Origin of the sequence: Bradyrhizobium sp. SZCCHNPS1003, assembly GCF_032381555.1 — a bacterium.
In the GTDB taxonomy this organism is placed as follows: Bacteria; Pseudomonadota; Alphaproteobacteria; order Rhizobiales; family Xanthobacteraceae; genus Bradyrhizobium.
This window is the reverse complement of the sequence record NZ_JAUHIU010000001.1, coordinates 317454-334495: the sequence shown is the minus strand read 5'-3', so window position 1 is coordinate 334495 and position 17042 is coordinate 317454. Positions and strand designations below refer to the sequence as shown.

Sequence of the window (17042 nt, the reverse complement as noted above, 5' to 3'; positions counted from 1 at the left end):
GAATTCTCTCCGCAAGTTGAAGCCGGACGGCTCCATGCCGTCCTGCTTCCGGACTGATGGCTGATCCTATTTCGCGCCGAGCTTGCTCGCATCCTCGAAGCTCGGGCAGGTCCGCTGTTCGAGCGCTACGTCGAACGGCTGATAGTTGTCCTTGGTGATCACGGTCGGCTTCAGCACGATCTCGTTGATCACCGGCTGGCCGCGCAGCGAGCGGACGGCCATCATGGTGCCGAGGCAGCCCTGGGCGAAGCCGTTGTAGTCGCCGCTGGCGAGCAGCTTGCCGGACTTGATCGCGTCGATCGCCTCCTTGGTGCCGTTGATGCCGATCACCTGGGCCTTGCGGTTGGCGCCGTCCAGCGCCTCGATGGCGCCGACGGCCATGGCATCGTTGGCGGCGAGCACGCCGTCGATCTGCGCATTGGACTGCATCAGGTTTTCCATCACCTGCAGGGCCTGCAGGCGCTGGTAGTTGCCGGGCTGCGACGCCAGCAGCTTGGCGCCGGGATTCTCCTTCAGCGCGTCGTTGAAGCCGCGGACGCGATCGACATTGGTCAGCGAGCCCTTGACCCCTTCGATGATGACGATGTTGCCCTTGCCGCCGAGCGTCTTGAGCAGGAACCGGCCCGTCTCCAGGCCGAGGCTGTAGTCGTCGGCGCCGACGAAGGAGACGAACTTGCCGCCGGCCGAGCGGTCGGTGATGTTGACGACGGGAATCTTGGCGTCGTTGATCTTCTCGACGCCGGGCACCATCGCCTTGTAGTCGACCGGCGTGAAGACGATGGCGCTCGGCTTCTTCACCACCACGTCTTCGATCTGGCTGAGCTGCTCGGGGATCGAGTCCGGCTTGGTCGGGATGTAGTGCAGGATCTTGGCGTTCAGCACCTTCGCCATGTTGTCGGCGCCGACCCGCACCGTCTGGAAGAACGGATTGGTCTGGTTCTTGGTGAACACGGCGATGGTCTCGCCGTCGGCGCGGGCCTGCGTCGTGACAGCCGTGATCAGGAGTGCGAGCGCGAGGCTGTGCGGTATCCGGTGTTGCATGGTGTTTCCATCCCTCGTTTTCTGAGTTTGCTTATGAGCTCATTGCGTCGGGCGCCGCGTCTTCATGTCGAGCCAGACGGCGATGATGACGATGATTCCGGTGACGAGCGGCTGCCAGTTGGCGCTGATCGCGAGCAGGTTCATGCCGTTCAGCACCAGCGTCAGGATCAGGGCGCCGATGAAGGTGCCGAACACGGTGCCGACGCCGCCGAACAGCGAAGTGCCGCCGATCAGCACCGCGGCGATGGCCGGCAGCGTCAGGCTTTCGCCGATGTCGGCTTCGGCGGAGTTGAGCCGCGACAGGAAGATGATCGAGGCGAGGCCGGCCATGGTGCCTGAGACGGTGTAGACCAGCAGCAGCCGGCGCGCGACCGGAATGCCGGAGAGTCGCGCCGCGACCGGATTGGCGCCGATGGCGTAGATCTCCTGGCCCCATGTGGTGCGTTGCGCGAACAGCGTTCCGATCGCGAGGAACACCAGCAGCAGATAGACCGGGATCGGCAGTCCGAGCAAATAGCCGCTGCCGATCTGGCGGAAGCCGGCCGGGAAGCCATGAATGGTCTCGCCGGCCATGTACCAGTAGGTGACACCGTTCAGCACCCAGAGCATGCCGTAGGTCGCGATGAAAGAGGGGATGCGCAGCGCCGTGACCATGAAGCCGTTGAGAAATCCGACGCTGCCGCCGGCGAGCAGCCCGGTGCCGATCCCGAGTGCGGGCGAGCCGGTCTGATGGATCACGGTGCCGGCGAGACACGCCGACAAGGCAACGTTGGCGCCGACCGACAGATCGAGGCCGGCGGTCAGTACCACCAGCGTGAGGCCGGAGGCGATGAAGAAGGTCAGGCTCGCCTGCCTGAGCACGTTGAGGATGTTGCCGAGGCTGAGGAAGGAGTCGCTCAGCACGCTGAGCGCGGCGCAGATCAGCAGCGCGGCGAGCAGCCGGTAGAACACCTGTGCCGCGTTCTGCGACAGGAACGATCGCGGCGGCAAGACGCTCTCTTTGGCGATGTCGGTCATGACCGGCTCCGCAGGCCGTCGAGGAACATCGCGATGATGACCAGCGCGCCGACGCTCGCGACCTGCACGGAGGATGGCAGCGACACCAAATTGAGGCCGTTGCGCAGCACGCCGACCGCGATGACGCCGAGCACGGTGCCGAGCAGCCAGCCATTGCCACGCTCGAACGAGGTGCCGCCGACCGCGACCGCCGCGATGGCGTCGAACTCCATTCCGAGCCCTGCGGTCGGATGTCCCGAATTCATCCGCGCGGTCATCAGCAGACCGGCGATGCCCGCCATCGTGCCGCCGATCGCATAGACCGCGATCAGCAGCCGTGTCGGCGACAGGCCGGCATAGCGGAGCGCCTCGCGGTTGCCGCCGAGCGCGAAGATGTAGGTGCCGAACCGGGTGTGATACAGCAGGCCGTGGAAGACGGCGTAGGTCAAAAGCCCCATCACGATCGGCACGGGGATGCCGAGCAGCGTCGCCGAATAGATGTCGCGCACGCCGTGGGGAATGCCGACCACGCTCTGGCCGTCGCTGACGATCAGCGACAGGCCCTGCGCCATGCCGAGCGTGGCGAGGGTGGCCACGAACGGCGGAATCCCGACGATCGCGACCAGCCAGCCATTGACGGTGCCGAACGCCGCGCCGACCAGGATCGCGGCCCCGAATCCCAGCAGCACCGATTTGGTCGCGAGCGAGACGATGGCGACGCACAGCGACGTCAGCGTCAGCACCGCGCCCATCGAGAGGTCGAGCCCCTCGGTCATGATGACCAGGGTCATCGGCAGCGCGAGCATGGTCAGGATCGTCGACTGCACCAGCACATTGGAGAGGTTCGCGGCCGACAGGAAGCCCGGCGCGATCGCGCCGAACAGCGCGATCAGCAGCACCAGGACGATCGCCACGCCCGGGATGCGCTGCAGCGAGCGGATCGGCGAAACGACGGCGGCGTCACTCATCATGCATCCCCAGTCGCACGATATTCTCCTCGGTCAGCTCGCCGCGCGCCAGGTGTCCGGCGATGCGGCCCTCGCGCATGACATAGGCGCGGTCGCAGACGTGGCAGATCTCGATCTGCTCGGACGAGATCATCAGCGCGGCGGCGCCCTCGGCGACCAGCCGGTCGATCAGCGCGAAGATCTCGGATTTGGCGCCGACGTCGATGCCGCGCGTCGGCTCGTCGAAGATGAACAGCTTGGCGCCGGCCGCCAGCCATTTGCCGATCACGACCTTCTGCTGGTTGCCGCCGGAGAGCAGGCCGACCGTCTGGCGCGCATTCGGCGTCGCGATCCGCAATTGCCGGATCAGCCCGTCCGCGGTGCGCTGCGCGCCGCGCGGATCGTAGAGGCCACTGGGAAACAGCTTCTTCAGCGCCGACACCACGAGGTTGTCGCCGACCGAGCGCAGCAGCGCCAGGCCCTCGCTCTTGCGGCTCTCGGGGATCAGCGCGATGCCGCGGCGGGCCGCGATGTCGGGCTCGCCCGCGATCGGCTTGCCGTCGAAGATGATCTCGCCTTCGCTGACCGGATCGGCGCCGAAGATCGCGCGCGCCACCTCGGTGCGGCCGGAGCCGACGAGGCCGCACAGGCCGACGATCTCGCCCCGCCGCACCTCGATGTTGATGTCGGCAATGCCGGTCGGCGCGCTCAGTCCCCTGACCTCGAGCACGAGCTCGCCCGGCGTTTCCGCGAAATGGCGCGGATAGGTCATGTCGACATTGCGGCCGACCATCATGCGCACGAGCTGGTCGGGCGTGACGTCGGCGGGGCTGACATCGCCGATGCGGCGGCCGTCGCGCAGCACGGTAATGCGGTCGCCGAGCGCGAACACCTCGGCCATGCGGTGCGAGATGTAGACGATCGCCACGCCGTCCGCCTTCAGCCGCCGGATCAGTGCGAACAATAGCTCCGCCTCGCGGTCGGACAGCGCCGCGGTCGGCTCGTCCATCACCAGGATCCGCGCATTCTGGCTGATCGCTTTCGCAATCTCGACCATCTGCTGCTGCGCGACGCCGAGCGTGTCGACGATGATAGAAGGATCGATGTCGAAGCCGATGCTGTCGAGCACGCGCTTCGCATCGGCCAGGATCCTGCGGCGGTCGATGGTGCCGGGCAGGCGGCCTTTCGGCTCGCGGCCGAGATAGATGTTCTGCGCGATGTCGAGGAACGGCACCAGCGAGAATTCCTGGAAGATCACGGCGATGCCGAGGTCCTGCGCATCGGCCGTCGAGGTGATCGCAACCTTCTTACCCTTGTAATAGACCTCACCCGCATCGGCGCTATAGGCGCCGCACAGGATCTTCATCAGGCTGGATTTGCCGGCGCCGTTCTCGCCGAGCAGCATATGGACTTCGCCCGGGTAGATCGCAAACGAGACGTCGTCCAGCGCCTTGACGCCGGGGAACGTCTTGCTGATGCCGCGCAGCTCCAGCAGCGGCGCGGGCGATGAGGCTGCCATGGCTGCCGCCACGCTCATGGCCGCGCTCCGCCCGCAAAGATCTTGCCCGGATTCATCAGGCCATCCGGATCGAGCGCGGCCTTGATCGCGCGCATCACACCAACGGCCTCGCCGAGCTCGTCCTCGAGATAGTCGATCTTTCCGAGGCCGATGCCGTGCTCGCCGGTGCAGGTGCCGTCCATCGCGATCGCGCGCGCCACCATGCGCGACTGCAGCGCCTTGGCGCCGGCCAGCTCGTGCGCATCAGTTGGATCGATCAGGATCAGCATGTGGAAATTGCCGTCGCCGACATGGCCGACGATCGGCGCAATGAAGCCGTTGCTGTCGGCATCCCGGCGCGTCTCGATCAGGCATTCGGCGAGGCGCGAGATCGGCACGCAGACGTCGGTGATGACGGCGCGCGCGCCGGGGCGCAGGCCCAGTCCGGCATACAGCGTATTGTCGCGGGCGTGCCAGAGCCGGCTGCGATCCTCGGCGGCCTTGGCCCAGGCGAAGCCTCGGCCGCCATGCTCGGTCGCGATCGCCTCCGCCGTCTGCGCCTGCTCGGCGACGGCGGCCTCGGAGCCGTGAAATTCCAGGAACAGCGTCGGGGCTTCCCGATAGCCGAGCTTCGAATAGGCATTGATGCCGCGCATCATGACGTCATCGACGAGCTCGATGCGGGCGGCGGGGACGGCCGACTGGATCAGCGCGATCGCTGTGTCGACCGCGTCGTGCAAAGCCGGGAAGCTGCAGGTTGCGGCCGAGATCGCCTGGGGCAGGGGATGCAGCTTCAGCGTGATCTCGGTGATCACGCCGAGTGTCCCCTCCGATCCGACGAACAGCCGTGTCAGGTCGTAGCCGGCGGCGGATTTGCGCGCACGCTTCGCGGTGTGGATCACCCGGCCGTCGGCCAGAACCACCTCCAATGCGAGGACGTTGTCCTTCATGGTGCCGTAGCGCACCGCCATGGTCCCGGAGGCACGGGTCGAACTCATGCCGCCGATCGAGGCGTCGGCGCCGGGATCGATCGGAAAGAACAGGCCGGTCGTGCGCAGCGCCGCATTGAGCTGCTTGCGGGTGATGCCGGGCTGCACCACGACGTCCATGTCGGCGTCATGCACGGCCAGCACCTTGTTCATGCGGGCGAAGTCGAAACAGACCCCACCCGTGACAGCCGCAGCGTTGCCTTCGAGCGACGTGCCGGCGCCGAACGGCACGATCGGCGTGGCAGCCTCGGCGCACAGCCTGACGATGTCGGCGACCTCCTGCGTCGTCTCGGGAAACACGACGATGTCGGGCGGCATCGCCGGATAGTACGACTCGCTCCGGCCGTGCTGATCCAGCACGCCGCGCGCGAGACTCGCACGCGGCCCGATCAGGTTCGAAAGCCGCTCGGCCAATGCGCCGGTGCCGACCCGCAACTCCATCATTCCTCCCGTCCGCTTCCTCGACGATGACAGGACTCTTGACGGTCCTTGTCGTCCGCTCAGCTCAAACCTGATTGGCGCGCTCCGCAAGCCGTTTCAGGCCGAAATCATAGTTGAGATGAAAATATCCCTGCGCCACCATGCGGCCATCTGGCGCACGGCCCGGCGGGCAGCGCGTGAAGTCGCGGATCAGGCTGTCCTTGACGCCGAACACGACGTCGGAATCGAGATACTGGTCACCGGCGACGAACACATGCGTCACCAGCCGCTCGAAGCCGGGCGCCGAGATCATGAAATGCACATGCGCCGGCCGCCACGGATGCCGCCCCTGCGCCGTGAGCATGTCGCCGACCGGCCCGTCGTTGGGGATCGGATAGGCCGCGGGCTTGATCGACCAGAAATGGAAGCGGCCGTCGGCGTCGGTATGGAAGCGCGCGCGCATGGCGAGATCGCCGATCTGCTCGAGCCGCTGCACGTCGTAATAGCCGTCGTCGTCGGAGTGCCAGACGTCGACCACGGCGCCTGCCAGCGGCGCGCCGTCCGCGCTCGACACCGAGCCGGTCACCAGCAGCGGATCGCCTTTCATCGGGCCCGCGATATCGTCGCCGTTGGCGCGTTCCGGCGCGGCCTGGACGAAGAAGGGGCCGAGCACCGTGGTCTCGGTGGCGCCTTCCGGCACCGGATGATTGATGGCGTCGACCAGCATCGAAACGCCGAGCGTATCCGACAGCAGGATGAACTCCTGGCGCTTGTCGTCGCACATCTGGCCGGTGCGGGTCAGGAAGTCGATGCCGTATTCCCATTCCTGCTGGGTCGGACGGACCTCGCGCACGAAGGCATGGAGATGCCGCACCAGCGCCTCGCTGACCTGTTTGATCCGCGCATCACGCGCGCCCGCCAGGCGTTCGAGCAGGGCATCTGTGATCGTGGTCTCGTTGAAGTTGCGCAAGACGCGGCTCCTTTCAGAGAGGCTCGCCGAGCCCGGACAGCCGCTCGACATGCCGGACGGTGGCGAGGAAGTCGGTGTCGGCATCGCCTGACGCGATCAGCGCGCCATAGGTCTCACGGACCTGCGCCGCGAGCTGCAGCGGCACGCCGACGGCATGGCCGGCGCCGAGAATCAAATCGAGATCCTTGGCCATCTGCGCGCAGGAGAACGTCGCGGCAAAGTCGCGCGCCAGCAGCGGCGCGGTCTTGTACTTCACCATCGGCGAGGCGACTGCGCTGTCATGCAGCACCTGCAGAATGTCGGGCCAGGCGATGCCGCCCTTGCGTGCGAGGGCGAGGCTTTCGGCCATCATCGCCGCCGTCGTCGCGATCATCAGGTTGACGGCGAGCTTGGCGTAGCGCGCCTCTTCCGCCGCGCCCAGATAGGTCTGCGCGCGCGTGAAGCCGGCCAGCACCGGCGTGATCAGGGTGAACGCCTCTCTTGGACCGGACACGAAGCACGTCAGCTCGCCGGTGTGGGCGATGCTGGCATTGCCGGAGATCGGCGTGCGCAGATAGGCGACGTCGCGAGCGCTCGCGGCGGCCGCGACCGCGCTCGACGCGTCGACACCCACGGTGCTGGTCTCGATCAGGATCGCGCCCGGCGCCATGGCCGCGATCAGTCCGCCGCTGTCCAGCATCGCCGCGCGCAGTGCGGTATCGTCGGGCAGTGACGAGATGACGACGGCATGGTCGCGCACCGCCTCGGCAGCGGACGACGCGGCGGCCATGCCGAGCGCACGTGCCTCGTCGAGCCGGGCGGCGTTGGGATCGAACGCCGTGACGTCATGGCCGGCCTTGGCGAGCCGCGCCGCGATCGGCAGGCCGATCTTGCCGATGCCGATGAAGGCGAGGCGCTTGTCAGGAAGTGACATGGGTGAGGTCCGCCGATTGCTTCATTTGCTGTGCCTGTGGCGACGCGATGCTGCCTCGCAGGTTCGTCGACGTGAGGGGGCCGGTCACGTGCCGGTCGCCACGGGATAGTCGACCTGGAAGCGGCCGATCCTGAGGTCGCCGAGCTCGTCGCGGACGCGCAGGTGCTCCGGATGCGACGCATAGGCCTTCAATGCGGCGCTGCTGGCGAATTCGGAGAACAGGACGACGTCGCAGGCATAGTCGACGTCGCTGACATCGAGACCGACCTCGATGTGGGTCAGGCCGTCGATCCGGCCTTTCAAACTCTCGAACAGGGTCTTGACCTTGAGCCGGGCCGCGGCGCGCTCGGCAGCCGTCTCGGCGCGCAGCCGCCACATCACGATGTGCCTGATCGGCCCCGTCATTCGTGCGTCCCTCACCTGTGCTTGTTCTTGTCTGACGATTTTGCCTTGCAGGAAATGGAAATAAAGGACAAAAATTGTAACTCTGTTTTCCGATCAGCGTAACAATGGACCGTCTGCTCCAACTCGAGGTGTTTTCCAAGACGGCCGAGCTGGGCAGCCTGTCCAAGGCCGCCGAGTCCTTGCGGATGTCCAACGCCGCGGCGAGCCGGCATCTCAGCGCGCTGGAGGAACGGCTCGCGGTGCGCCTGATCGAGCGCAACACGCGCCGGCTCTGGCTGACCGAAGCCGGGCAGGAGCTGCTGCAGCGCTGCGGCCCGCTGCTCAACGAGCTGGCCGAGGCCGAGGACGCCGTCAGCGACCGCGCGCTGTCGCCGCAGGGCATGCTGCGCGTCACCAGCTCGCTGTCGTTCGCGACGATCTATCTCGCGCCGATGCTGCCGGCGTTTCGCGCGATGTATCCAAAGCTGAGTCTGCAGATCATCGCCGCCAACCGCTACCCGGATTTCATCGAGGCGGGCATCGACGTGGCGATCCGCACCCGCGAGCATGAGCCGGACTCGGGCATCGTCGTTCGCTGCATCGGGCAGATGCGGCGCGTGCTGGCGGCCGCGCCGTCCTATCTCGCGAGCCGTGGCTGTCCCGTCGTTCCCGGCGATCTGGTGCGCCACGACATGCTGATCTACAATCTTGCCAATGATCCGTATTCCCTGTCCCTGCGCAACGGCACGACAGCCCAGAGCATTCGGATCGCGCCGACGCTCGACAGCAATGACGGCCAGGTGATCAAGGGCGCCGCGCTTGCCGGGCTCGGCATCCTGATCCAGCCGCTCTACATCGTGCAGAGCGACATTCTGGCCGGCCGGCTGGTGCCGGTCCTGCTCGACTGGGAGCTGCCGCTCTTGACGATGAACATCGCCTACCAGAACCGCGTCAGGCTGCCGGCCAAGATCAGGGTGTTCGCCGATTTCCTCGTCGATCACATCCGGACCCATTCCGACCCGGGGATCTGGATCGAGCCGCCCAAGCCGGATTGAGCCGATGCCCGCGTGCGGGGGAGGGCGGATCATGTTCTGAGAAAAATAATTACCTTGCTATTTTTCGGAAATCATGGTCTCCTGCGTGCATCCCGCCTCGAGCAGAGGGACGTACGCGTCGTCACGAACGTGGAGGTGGGCTGCGATGGACGTGACGGCTGTGCCAGACGAGCGCAGACGGCACGGACGGCGAAGTCGTGTGGTCCTGGCCTCTCGACGCTGAGGTCAAGTCCGTGAGCGTTGCTTGACGGCACGCGCGGGCGATGGGGGCAAGAACGCCGATCCCCAGGGAGAGCACGAAGGACACCGTTAACACCGTCGCGCGGGGAGGGCCGGGTCTGTCCGGCTGTACCTGTGGTACCTGCCGCCTGCATTCTTTTGAGCAGGCGGGCCACGGGCCTCAGCCGAGGTCCGGCCTTCCTCGCGCCCTCTCATGATCAGGAGGGACACGACGAACCCACACCTCGGGCCTCGTAGGCCGCGGGAACGCACGCGCTCATCTCCATGGCTGCTCATGTCGCCAACCCAATCCCCGGTGTCGTCCCGGACAAGCGCGCACAGCGCGCCGATCCGGGACCCATAACCCCAGGGCGCAGACGGGCATCCAGTACGCCGCGGCGTCTCGGCGGATCATGGCCGCCGGTGGTATGCTGGTTCGCCCGCCCGCGCGGGCGATGACGGCGGTGATGGTCTGTCCCCGGGGGGGGGGGGAGCGACGCTCGCACGGACGCGAGGTGCCGCAGCCCGCCGCAATATGTCGGTTGGCCCGTAGAAATTCGGAGTTGGATCGAAAGATCAATACTTATCAACGGCTTGTGACTGTCATCCGACTGTCATCGAACCTTTATAAAAGCCACACTGAGGCCCCGTAAAGCGGCCGGGGAAGCGCAATCGGGCGCAGATGGCGCTTCGCTTCCCAAGCATGGAGACCAGCTATGAATTTCGTCAAAGCTATCGTCGCTGCCGGCTTGGTCGCCGCATCGACGTCGGCCTTCGCTGCCGACATTACCGGTGCGGGCGCGACGTTCCCGTTCCCGATCTATTCCAAGTGGGCGGACGCCTACAAGAAGGAGACCGGCAACGGTCTGAACTACCAGTCGATCGGTTCTGGCGGCGGCATCAAGCAGATCCAGGCCAAGACCGTGACCTTTGGCGCCACCGACGCGCCGCTCAAGGCCGAGCAGCTCGAGAAGGACGGCCTGGTGCAGTGGCCGATGGTGATGGGCGGCATCGTGCCGGTCGTCAACCTCGAGGGCGTGAAGCCGGGCGAGATGGTGCTGGACGGCGAGACGCTCGCCAACATCTATCTCGGCAAGATCACCAAGTGGGATGACGCCGCGATCAAGAAGCTCAACCCCAGCGTCAAGCTGCCGTCCGATGCGATCGCCGTGGTCCGCCGCTCCGACGGCTCGGGCACGACCTTCAACTTCACCTACTACCTCTCCGAGGTGAGCGCCGACTGGAAGAGCAAGATCGGCTTCAACACCGCCGTCGAGTGGCCGGTCGGCGTCGGCGCCAAGGGCAACGAAGGCGTGTCCGGCAACATCGGCCAGACCAAGAACTCGATCGGCTATGTCGAGTACGCCTATGCCAAGCAGAACAAGCTCACCTACACCGGCATGATGAACAAAGCCGGCAAGACCGTGCAGCCGACCGTCGAGGCCTTCCAGGCCGCGGCCGCGAATGCCGACTGGGCCAAGGCTCCCGGCTACTACGTGATCCTCGCCAACCAGCCCGGCGACAAGTCCTGGCCGATGACGGCGGCGACCTTTATCCTGATGCACAAGGAGCCGGCCGACAAGGCGGCGTCCGGCGAAGCCATCAAGTTCTTCAAGTGGTCGTTCGAGAAGGGCGGCAAGATGGCTGAGGAGCTCGACTACATCCCGATGCCCGACAGCGTCGTGAAGCTGATCGAGAAGACCTGGTCGGCCGACATCAAGAGCTGAGCTGGACGTATCGAAAATCCCCTCTCCCGGCCTCCGGGGGAGGGACGCTACCGGGGTTGCGGCGTGTCCAAGGAACAGGGGGCAGAATTGGCAGAGATGGCGGTTCAGACCGAAGTCAGCGATATCGCGGCCGCTGCCGGACCCTATGACCGGGCACGCGCGCTCAACGCCTTCAAGCTCGGCGACGTGACCTTCTATTGGATCACGCGGCTGTCCGCGATCTCCGTCCTGTTGATCCTGGGCGGCATCATCCTGTCGCTCATCGTCGGCGCATGGCCGGCCATGAGAGAATATGGCTTCGAATTCCTGTGGACGCGGCGCTGGGCGCCGTCGGCCGATCCGCCGGTGCTCGGCGCGCTCGGCCCGATCTACGGCACCTTGGTCACGTCCTTCATCGCGATGCTGATCGCCATTCCGGTCGGTCTGGGCATTGCGATCTTCCTCACCGAGCTGTGCCCGCAATGGCTGCGCCGTCCGATCGGACTTGCCATCGAGCTGCTCGCCGGCATTCCCTCGATCATCTACGGCATGTGGGGCTTCTTCGTGCTGGGCCCGTTCCTGGCCTATACGTTCCAGCCGTTCATGATCAATCTCTGCGCCGGCATCCCCGTGCTGCAGGACATCTTCGCCGGTCCCCCGTCCTATCTCAGCCTGTTCAACGCCTCGCTGATCCTGGCGATCATGGTGCTACCGTTCATCACCTCGATCTCGGTCGACGTGTTCAAGACCGTCCCGCCCGTGCTGAAGGAAGCCGCTTACGGGGTCGGCTGCACCACCTGGGAGGTCGTGCGCAGCGTCGTCATTCCCTACACCCGCGTCGGCGTCATCGGCGGCGTCATGCTGGCGCTGGGCCGTGCGCTCGGCGAAACGATGGCGGTGACCTTCATCATCGGCAACTCGTTCCGGATCTCATCCTCGATCTTCGCGCCGGGCACCACGATCTCGGCCGCCATCGCCTCCGAATTCCAGGAGAGCGACGGGCTGCACCAGTCGAGCCTGATCCTGCTCGGTCTGCTGCTGTTCGTGCTCACCTTCTTCGTGCTGGCGAGCGCGCGGCTGATGCTCATGCGGCTCGAAGCCAAGGCGGGAAGATAAGCCATGTCCAGCGCTGACACGCTTACACTCGATGCGCAGGTCAATCCGATCTATGCGCGCCGGCGCCGCAGGGACATCGTGATCCGCGGCCTCTGCGTCGCCGCCGCGATGTTCGGCGTCACCTGGCTGGCGTTGATCCTGTTCACGCTGTTCTATAACGGACTCGCCGGCCTCAGCCTGCAGGTTTTTGCCGCCGACACGCCGCCGCCCGGCTCCAGCGAAGGCGGCCTGCGCAACGCCATCGTCGGCTCCTTGATCATGACGATCATCGGCGTCGGCATCGGCGCGCCGCTCGGCCTGTTCGCCGGCACCTATCTCGCCGAATACGGCCGCAACGACCGCCTGACCTCGGTGATCCGCTTCATCAACGACATCCTGCTGTCGGCGCCCTCGATCATCATCGGCCTGTTCATCTATGGTGCGGTCGTGGTGCCGATGGGCGGCTTCTCGGCACTCGCGGGTTCCCTTGCATTGGCGGTCATCGTGATCCCGGTGGTGCTGCGCACCACCGAGGACATGCTGCTGCTCGTGCCCAACCCGCTGCGCGAGGCGGCGTCTGCGCTCGGCCTGCCGCGCTCGCTGGTGATCCGCCGCATCGCCTATCGGGCGGCGCGCTCGGGCCTCATCACCGGCGTGCTGCTTGCCACCGCCCGCGTCGCCGGCGAGACCGCGCCTCTGCTGTTCACCGCGCTGTCGAACCAGTTCTGGAGCCTCAACCTTTCCAGGACGATGGCGAACCTGCCCGTCACCATCAACAATTTCGTCCAGAGCCCTTATGCCTACTGGAAGCAACTGGCCTGGAGCGGAGCCCTTCTCATCACTCTGGCCGTGCTCGCCCTGAACATCGGTGCACGCATTCTCGGCGCCGAGAGGAACACCAAATGACCGAACTGTCCGTCTCCGTCAGTCAGCCCAATCACGCTCTTCACGGCAAGGCGCTTCCGGATGCGCCGGCCAAGGTGACCGCGCGCAACCTCAACTTCTACTACGGCGACCATCACGCGCTGAAGAACATCAACCTGTCGCTGGGCACCAACCGCGTCACCGCGTTCATCGGCCCGTCCGGCTGCGGCAAGTCCACGCTGCTGCGCATCTTCAACCGGATGTACGATCTCTATCCGGGCCAGCGGGCGACCGGGCAGCTGATGCTCGACAACACCAACATCCTCGATCCCAAGCTCGATCTGAATCTGCTGCGCGCCCGGGTCGGCATGGTGTTCCAGAAGCCGACGCCGTTCCCGATGACGATCTACGAGAACATCGCCTTCGGCATCCGCCTCTATGAGAAGATATCGAAGTCGGAGATGGACGACCGGGTCGAGAAGGCGCTGCGCGGCGGCGCGCTGTGGAACGAGGTCAAGGACAAGCTCAACGCCTCGGGCCTGTCGCTGTCCGGCGGCCAGCAGCAGCGACTGTGCATCGCGCGCACCGTGGCGGTCCGGCCGGAGGTGATCTTGTTCGACGAGCCGTGCTCGGCGCTCGATCCGATCTCGACCGCCAAGGTCGAGGAGCTGATCCAGGAGCTCGCCGAAAACTACACAATCGCCATCGTGACGCATAACATGCAGCAGGCGGCGCGCGTCTCCGACAAGACCGCCTTCATGTATCTCGGCGAGCTGATCGAGTTCGACGACACCAGCAAGATCTTCACCTCGCCGAGTGATCGGCGGACCCAGGATTACATCACCGGCCGGTTCGGCTGACGCCGACGACATTGTCTTCAGGAGATCATCATGGCCAGTGAACATACCGCCAAGGCGTTCGACAGCGATCTGCAGGACCTCACCCGTCTGGTATCGGAGATGGGCGGCCTCGCGGAGCGGCTGATCGTCGATTCCGTCGATGCGCTGGTGCGGCGCGACATCGCGCTCGGCCAGAAGGTGGTCGCCACCGACGCCGAGGTCGACAAGCTGCAGCGCATCATCGAGGAGCGCGCCGTGCTCACGATCGCCCGTCGCCAGCCGATGGCGGTCGACCTGCGCGAGATCGTCGGCGCGATGCGCGTGGCGACCGATCTGGAGCGCATCGGCGACCTCGCCAAGAACATCGGCAAGCGCGTCGCGGCGCTGGAGAGCGACTTCCATCCGCTGAAGCTGATCCGCGGCCTCGAGCACATGACCGATCTGGTGCAGTCGCAGGTCAAGACGGTGCTGGACGCCTATGCCGCGCATGACCTGCCGGCGGCGATGACGGTGTGGAAGGGCGACGAGGAAGTCGACGCCATCTGCACCTCGCTGTTCCGCGAGCTCCTGACCTACATGATGGAGGATCCGCGCAACATCTCGTTCTGCATCCACCTGATGTTCTGCGCCAAGAACATCGAGCGCATCGGCGATCACGCGACCAACATCGCCGAGACTGTATTCTATATGATCGAAGGCCAGCAGATCATGGACAAGCGCCCGAAGGGCGACATGACGAGCTTCGCGACGACGATTCCCGGTAACTAAGAGAGACGGTTCAGACATGGGCGCCCGAATTCTGGTGGTGGAGGACGAGGAGGCGCTGACGACGCTGCTGCGCTACAACCTCGAGGCCGAAGGCTACGAGGTCGAGACCGTGGCGCGCGGCGACGAGGCCGACACGCGGCTGAAGGAGCGCGTTCCGGATCTCGTCGTGCTCGACTGGATGCTGCCGGGCCTCTCCGGCATCGAGCTGTGCCGCCGCCTGCGCGCGCGCTCCGAGACCCGGCAACTGCCGATCATCATGCTGACGGCGCGCGGCGAGGAGAGCGAGCGCGTGCGCGGACTCGCCACCGGCGCCGACGACTACATCGTCAAGCCGTTCTCGGTGCCGGAGCTCCTGGCGCGCGTGAAAGGCCTGCTGCGGCGGGCGAGCCCGGAGCGGCTGGCGACCGTGCTGTCCTATGGCGACATCGAGCTCGACCGCGAGAAACGCCGCGTGGCGCGCTCGGGGCGGCCGATCGATCTCGGCCCGACCGAATACCGCCTGCTCGAATTCTTCCTCGAGCACCCCGGCCGCGTGTTCAGCCGCGAACAGCTGCTCGACAGCGTCTGGGGCCGCGACATCTACATCGACGAGCGCACCGTCGACGTCCATATCGGCCGCCTGCGCAAGCTGCTCAATCCCGGCCGCGAGCAGGACCCGATCCGCACCGTGCGCGGCGCCGGTTATGCGCTCGATGATCGCTTCGCCAAGAGCGAGCAGGTGTAAGGGCGATGGGCGTGAGGATGAAGAAGGTGTGAGGCGCGAGCGGGCCCGATTGAGGAGATCGCGGTCCGCTTTCCGCCACGCCGCCGCCGTCTTGATCGTGTCTGCTTCGTGGCCCGTCACGATGTTTCGGTCCCAGCGGACGCCCTTGATCAAGACCATCATCATATCTCTTGTCATGCTGCTCGGCAGCCTGGCGGGCGCCACGGCCGCCGAGCTCGAAGACGCGGTCGCGGCGGCAGGCAACGGGCAGCATGCGGCGGCGATGCGACGGCTGCTGCCGCTGGCCGCCAAGGGCGATGCGCGGGCGCAGTTCGACGTCGGCTTCATGCAGGCGTTCGGCTGGGGCGTGCCGCGTAATCCGAGCGAGGCGCTGGCGTGGTACCGCAAGGCCGCCGATCAGGGGCTCGCCGTCGCGCAACATTATCTCGGCATCGCCTACGTCAACGGCGAGGGTGTTGCCTCCAACTACGGCGAAGCCAGTCGCTGGTTCAGCCGCGCCGCGGCGCAGGGTTTCGCCCAGTCGCAATACATGCTCGGCCTGATGCTGCTCGACGGCCGCGGTGTGAAACAGGACGTCGTGCAAGGCTATGCCTGGCTGGTGATGGCGGGCCGTAGCGGCGTGCGATCGGCCGGCCGCGACGTGCAGCGGGTCAGGTTGACCGAGCCGCAGCGCGTCCAGGCCCAGAGCGCCATTGCGTCCTGGCAGCCGAAACCGGAATCGGCGGATGCGGGCATTGCCACTCCGCGTCCGGAGCAATTGCTCGGGCTCGATCGCCACATCGGCGAGGTCGTCGATCCCACCTCCTGGCCGGCGTCGTCGATCGGCGTCGTCACCGTCGCGCAATACTCGAGCGGCGGCTGGTGCACCGGCACCCTGGTGGCGCCGCGCGTCGTGCTCACCGCCGCGCATTGCGTCTTCAACGGCGTGGCGCAGGTCAGCCCCGGCAATGTCCGCTTCCTGGCCGGCATGAACCGTGGCACGCCGGCGGCATCGTCGGTCGCCGACAAGCTGATCGTGGCGCCCGATTTCGTCCCGACCCGGCACGACAGATGGTCGCTCGACCGCTCGCCCGCCGATTGGGCGCTGATCGTGCTGAAGGATGCTCTGCCGTCGAAGCCGGTGGCGGTCAAGGCGCTGACCCGCGAGGAGCTCGCGGCTGCGACCACGGCCGGAACCATCTCCGAGATCGGCTATGGCCAGGAGCGGCGCTATTCGCCGACCGGCCAGCGCAATTGCAGCGCCGGCATGACCGGGGATGCCCGGCTGTTGACAGTGCATTGCCTGGCCAATTTCGGCTATTCGGGCTCGCCGATCCTGGCCGAGGTCGGCGGGGAGCCGGCCGTGGTCGGCATCTTCTCGGCGTTCCACGAGGAGACCCGGCTGATGTTCGCCGCCCCCGCGAGCCAGTTCGAGGCGGTCGTGCGCCGCGAGATCGCGGCGCAGAGTGCCTCGGCGCGGTGAGGGAAGGAGCGAGAGAGACGAGGTCCCGCCGCTGGTCATGATCTGTGCGTGACTGGATAGCGGGTTGCCAAGCGAGAGGGCGGTCCGGGAAGCGCCACCCAGGTTTTCCTGCAGCTTTCGCCTGCAGCGGGGCCTTTACCGAACTGGCCTAG

General features: G+C 66.2%; 16 protein-coding genes. 8 read left to right on the top strand and 8 right to left on the bottom strand.

Features of this window, described 5'->3' with window-relative positions; all coding sequences use genetic code 11:
* Positions 1-66: 66 nt before the first annotated feature.
* The 8 genes from QX126_RS01545 to QX126_RS01510 form a co-directional block, all read right to left on the bottom strand.
* Positions 67-1041 (bottom strand): sugar ABC transporter substrate-binding protein, encoded by a 975-nt coding sequence (locus QX126_RS01545; protein ID WP_315778902.1) that lies wholly within the window; start codon positions 1039-1041, stop codon positions 67-69.
* A 39-nt stretch (positions 1042-1080) separates the two neighbouring features.
* Positions 1081-2058: an ABC transporter permease gene (locus QX126_RS01540; protein ID WP_315778900.1), complete on the bottom strand. Its 978-nt coding sequence runs from the start codon at positions 2056-2058 to the stop codon at positions 1081-1083.
* Positions 2055-3005: an ABC transporter permease gene (locus tag QX126_RS01535; RefSeq protein WP_315778898.1), complete on the bottom strand. Its 951-nt coding sequence runs from the start codon at positions 3003-3005 to the stop codon at positions 2055-2057. The genes QX126_RS01540 and QX126_RS01535 overlap by 4 nt, the downstream gene beginning before the upstream one ends.
* On the bottom strand, positions 2998-4521 hold the full coding sequence (locus QX126_RS01530) for a sugar ABC transporter ATP-binding protein (protein WP_315778896.1): 1524 nt from the start codon (positions 4519-4521) through the stop codon (positions 2998-3000). The genes QX126_RS01535 and QX126_RS01530 overlap by 8 nt, the downstream gene beginning before the upstream one ends.
* Positions 4518-5912: an FAD-linked oxidase C-terminal domain-containing protein gene (locus QX126_RS01525; protein ID WP_315779370.1), complete on the bottom strand. Its 1395-nt coding sequence runs from the start codon at positions 5910-5912 to the stop codon at positions 4518-4520. Before QX126_RS01525 ends, QX126_RS01530 begins: the two co-directional genes overlap by 4 nt.
* A gap of 64 nt (positions 5913-5976) precedes the next feature.
* Entirely contained in the window at positions 5977-6861 is an 885-nt protein-coding gene (locus QX126_RS01520) for an intradiol ring-cleavage dioxygenase (protein WP_315778894.1), read from the bottom strand.
* 13 nt (positions 6862-6874) lie between these two features.
* A complete protein-coding gene (locus tag QX126_RS01515; RefSeq protein ID WP_315778892.1) occupies positions 6875-7774 on the bottom strand; it encodes an NAD(P)-dependent oxidoreductase in 900 nt (299 codons plus the stop codon).
* 84 nt (positions 7775-7858) lie between these two features.
* Positions 7859-8179, bottom strand: a complete 321-nt coding sequence (locus QX126_RS01510; RefSeq protein WP_315736696.1) for a Dabb family protein — start codon at positions 8177-8179, stop codon at positions 7859-7861.
* 104 nt (positions 8180-8283) lie between these two features.
* Between QX126_RS01510 and QX126_RS01505 the strand changes: the two genes are divergently transcribed.
* The 8 genes from QX126_RS01505 to QX126_RS01470 all read left to right on the top strand — a co-directional run bounded on the left by QX126_RS01505 (position 8284) and on the right by QX126_RS01470 (position 16890).
* A complete protein-coding gene (locus QX126_RS01505; protein WP_315778890.1) occupies positions 8284-9213 on the top strand; it encodes a LysR family transcriptional regulator in 930 nt (309 codons plus the stop codon).
* A 935-nt stretch (positions 9214-10148) separates the two neighbouring features.
* The gene (gene pstS / locus QX126_RS01500; RefSeq protein ID WP_315736698.1) at positions 10149-11159 is read left to right on the top strand and encodes a phosphate ABC transporter substrate-binding protein PstS; all 1011 of its coding nucleotides are present in this window, start codon (positions 10149-10151) and stop codon (positions 11157-11159) included.
* 96 nt (positions 11160-11255) lie between these two features.
* Entirely contained in the window at positions 11256-12254 is a 999-nt protein-coding gene (pstC, locus tag QX126_RS01495) for a phosphate ABC transporter permease subunit PstC (RefSeq protein WP_315778888.1), read from the top strand.
* Between the two features lie 3 nt (positions 12255-12257).
* Complete coding sequence (gene pstA, locus QX126_RS01490) at positions 12258-13139, top strand: phosphate ABC transporter permease PstA (RefSeq protein ID WP_315778886.1); 882 nt, start codon at positions 12258-12260, stop codon at positions 13137-13139.
* The gene (gene pstB / locus QX126_RS01485; RefSeq protein WP_315713505.1) at positions 13136-13957 is read left to right on the top strand and encodes a phosphate ABC transporter ATP-binding protein PstB; all 822 of its coding nucleotides are present in this window, start codon (positions 13136-13138) and stop codon (positions 13955-13957) included. The genes pstA and pstB overlap by 4 nt, the downstream gene beginning before the upstream one ends.
* A gap of 30 nt (positions 13958-13987) precedes the next feature.
* The gene (gene phoU, locus QX126_RS01480) at positions 13988-14704 is read left to right on the top strand and encodes a phosphate signaling complex protein PhoU (protein WP_315736702.1); all 717 of its coding nucleotides are present in this window, start codon (positions 13988-13990) and stop codon (positions 14702-14704) included.
* Positions 14705-14720: 16 nt separating this feature from the next.
* Positions 14721-15428, top strand: coding sequence for a phosphate regulon transcriptional regulator PhoB (phoB, locus tag QX126_RS01475; protein ID WP_315754964.1), 708 nt, complete (start codon positions 14721-14723; stop codon positions 15426-15428).
* Positions 15429-15573: 145 nt separating this feature from the next.
* Positions 15574-16890: a trypsin-like serine protease gene (locus QX126_RS01470; RefSeq protein ID WP_315778884.1), complete on the top strand. Its 1317-nt coding sequence runs from the start codon at positions 15574-15576 to the stop codon at positions 16888-16890.
* The last annotated feature ends 152 nt before the right edge of the window (positions 16891-17042 follow it).

Coding starts and splice junctions, on each gene's coding strand:
- QX126_RS01545 (WP_315778902.1), bottom strand. CDS start 1,041: ATGCAACACCGGATACCGCACAGCCTCGCGCTCGCACTCCTGATCACG.
- QX126_RS01540 (WP_315778900.1), bottom strand. CDS start 2,058: ATGACCGACATCGCCAAAGAGAGCGTCTTGCCGCCGCGATCGTTCCTG.
- QX126_RS01535 (WP_315778898.1), bottom strand. CDS start 3,005: ATGAGTGACGCCGCCGTCGTTTCGCCGATCCGCTCGCTGCAGCGCATC.
- QX126_RS01530 (WP_315778896.1), bottom strand. CDS start 4,521: ATGAGCGTGGCGGCAGCCATGGCAGCCTCATCGCCCGCGCCGCTGCTG.
- QX126_RS01525 (WP_315779370.1), bottom strand. CDS start 5,912: ATGGAGTTGCGGGTCGGCACCGGCGCATTGGCCGAGCGGCTTTCGAAC.
- QX126_RS01515 (WP_315778892.1), bottom strand. CDS start 7,774: ATGTCACTTCCTGACAAGCGCCTCGCCTTCATCGGCATCGGCAAGATC.
- QX126_RS01510 (WP_315736696.1), bottom strand. CDS start 8,179: ATGACGGGGCCGATCAGGCACATCGTGATGTGGCGGCTGCGCGCCGAG.
- QX126_RS01505 (WP_315778890.1), top strand. CDS start 8,284: ATGGACCGTCTGCTCCAACTCGAGGTGTTTTCCAAGACGGCCGAGCTG.
- pstS (WP_315736698.1), top strand. CDS start 10,149: ATGAATTTCGTCAAAGCTATCGTCGCTGCCGGCTTGGTCGCCGCATCG.
- pstC (WP_315778888.1), top strand. CDS start 11,256: ATGGCGGTTCAGACCGAAGTCAGCGATATCGCGGCCGCTGCCGGACCC.
- pstA (WP_315778886.1), top strand. CDS start 12,258: ATGTCCAGCGCTGACACGCTTACACTCGATGCGCAGGTCAATCCGATC.
- pstB (WP_315713505.1), top strand. CDS start 13,136: ATGACCGAACTGTCCGTCTCCGTCAGTCAGCCCAATCACGCTCTTCAC.
- phoU (WP_315736702.1), top strand. CDS start 13,988: ATGGCCAGTGAACATACCGCCAAGGCGTTCGACAGCGATCTGCAGGAC.
- phoB (WP_315754964.1), top strand. CDS start 14,721: ATGGGCGCCCGAATTCTGGTGGTGGAGGACGAGGAGGCGCTGACGACG.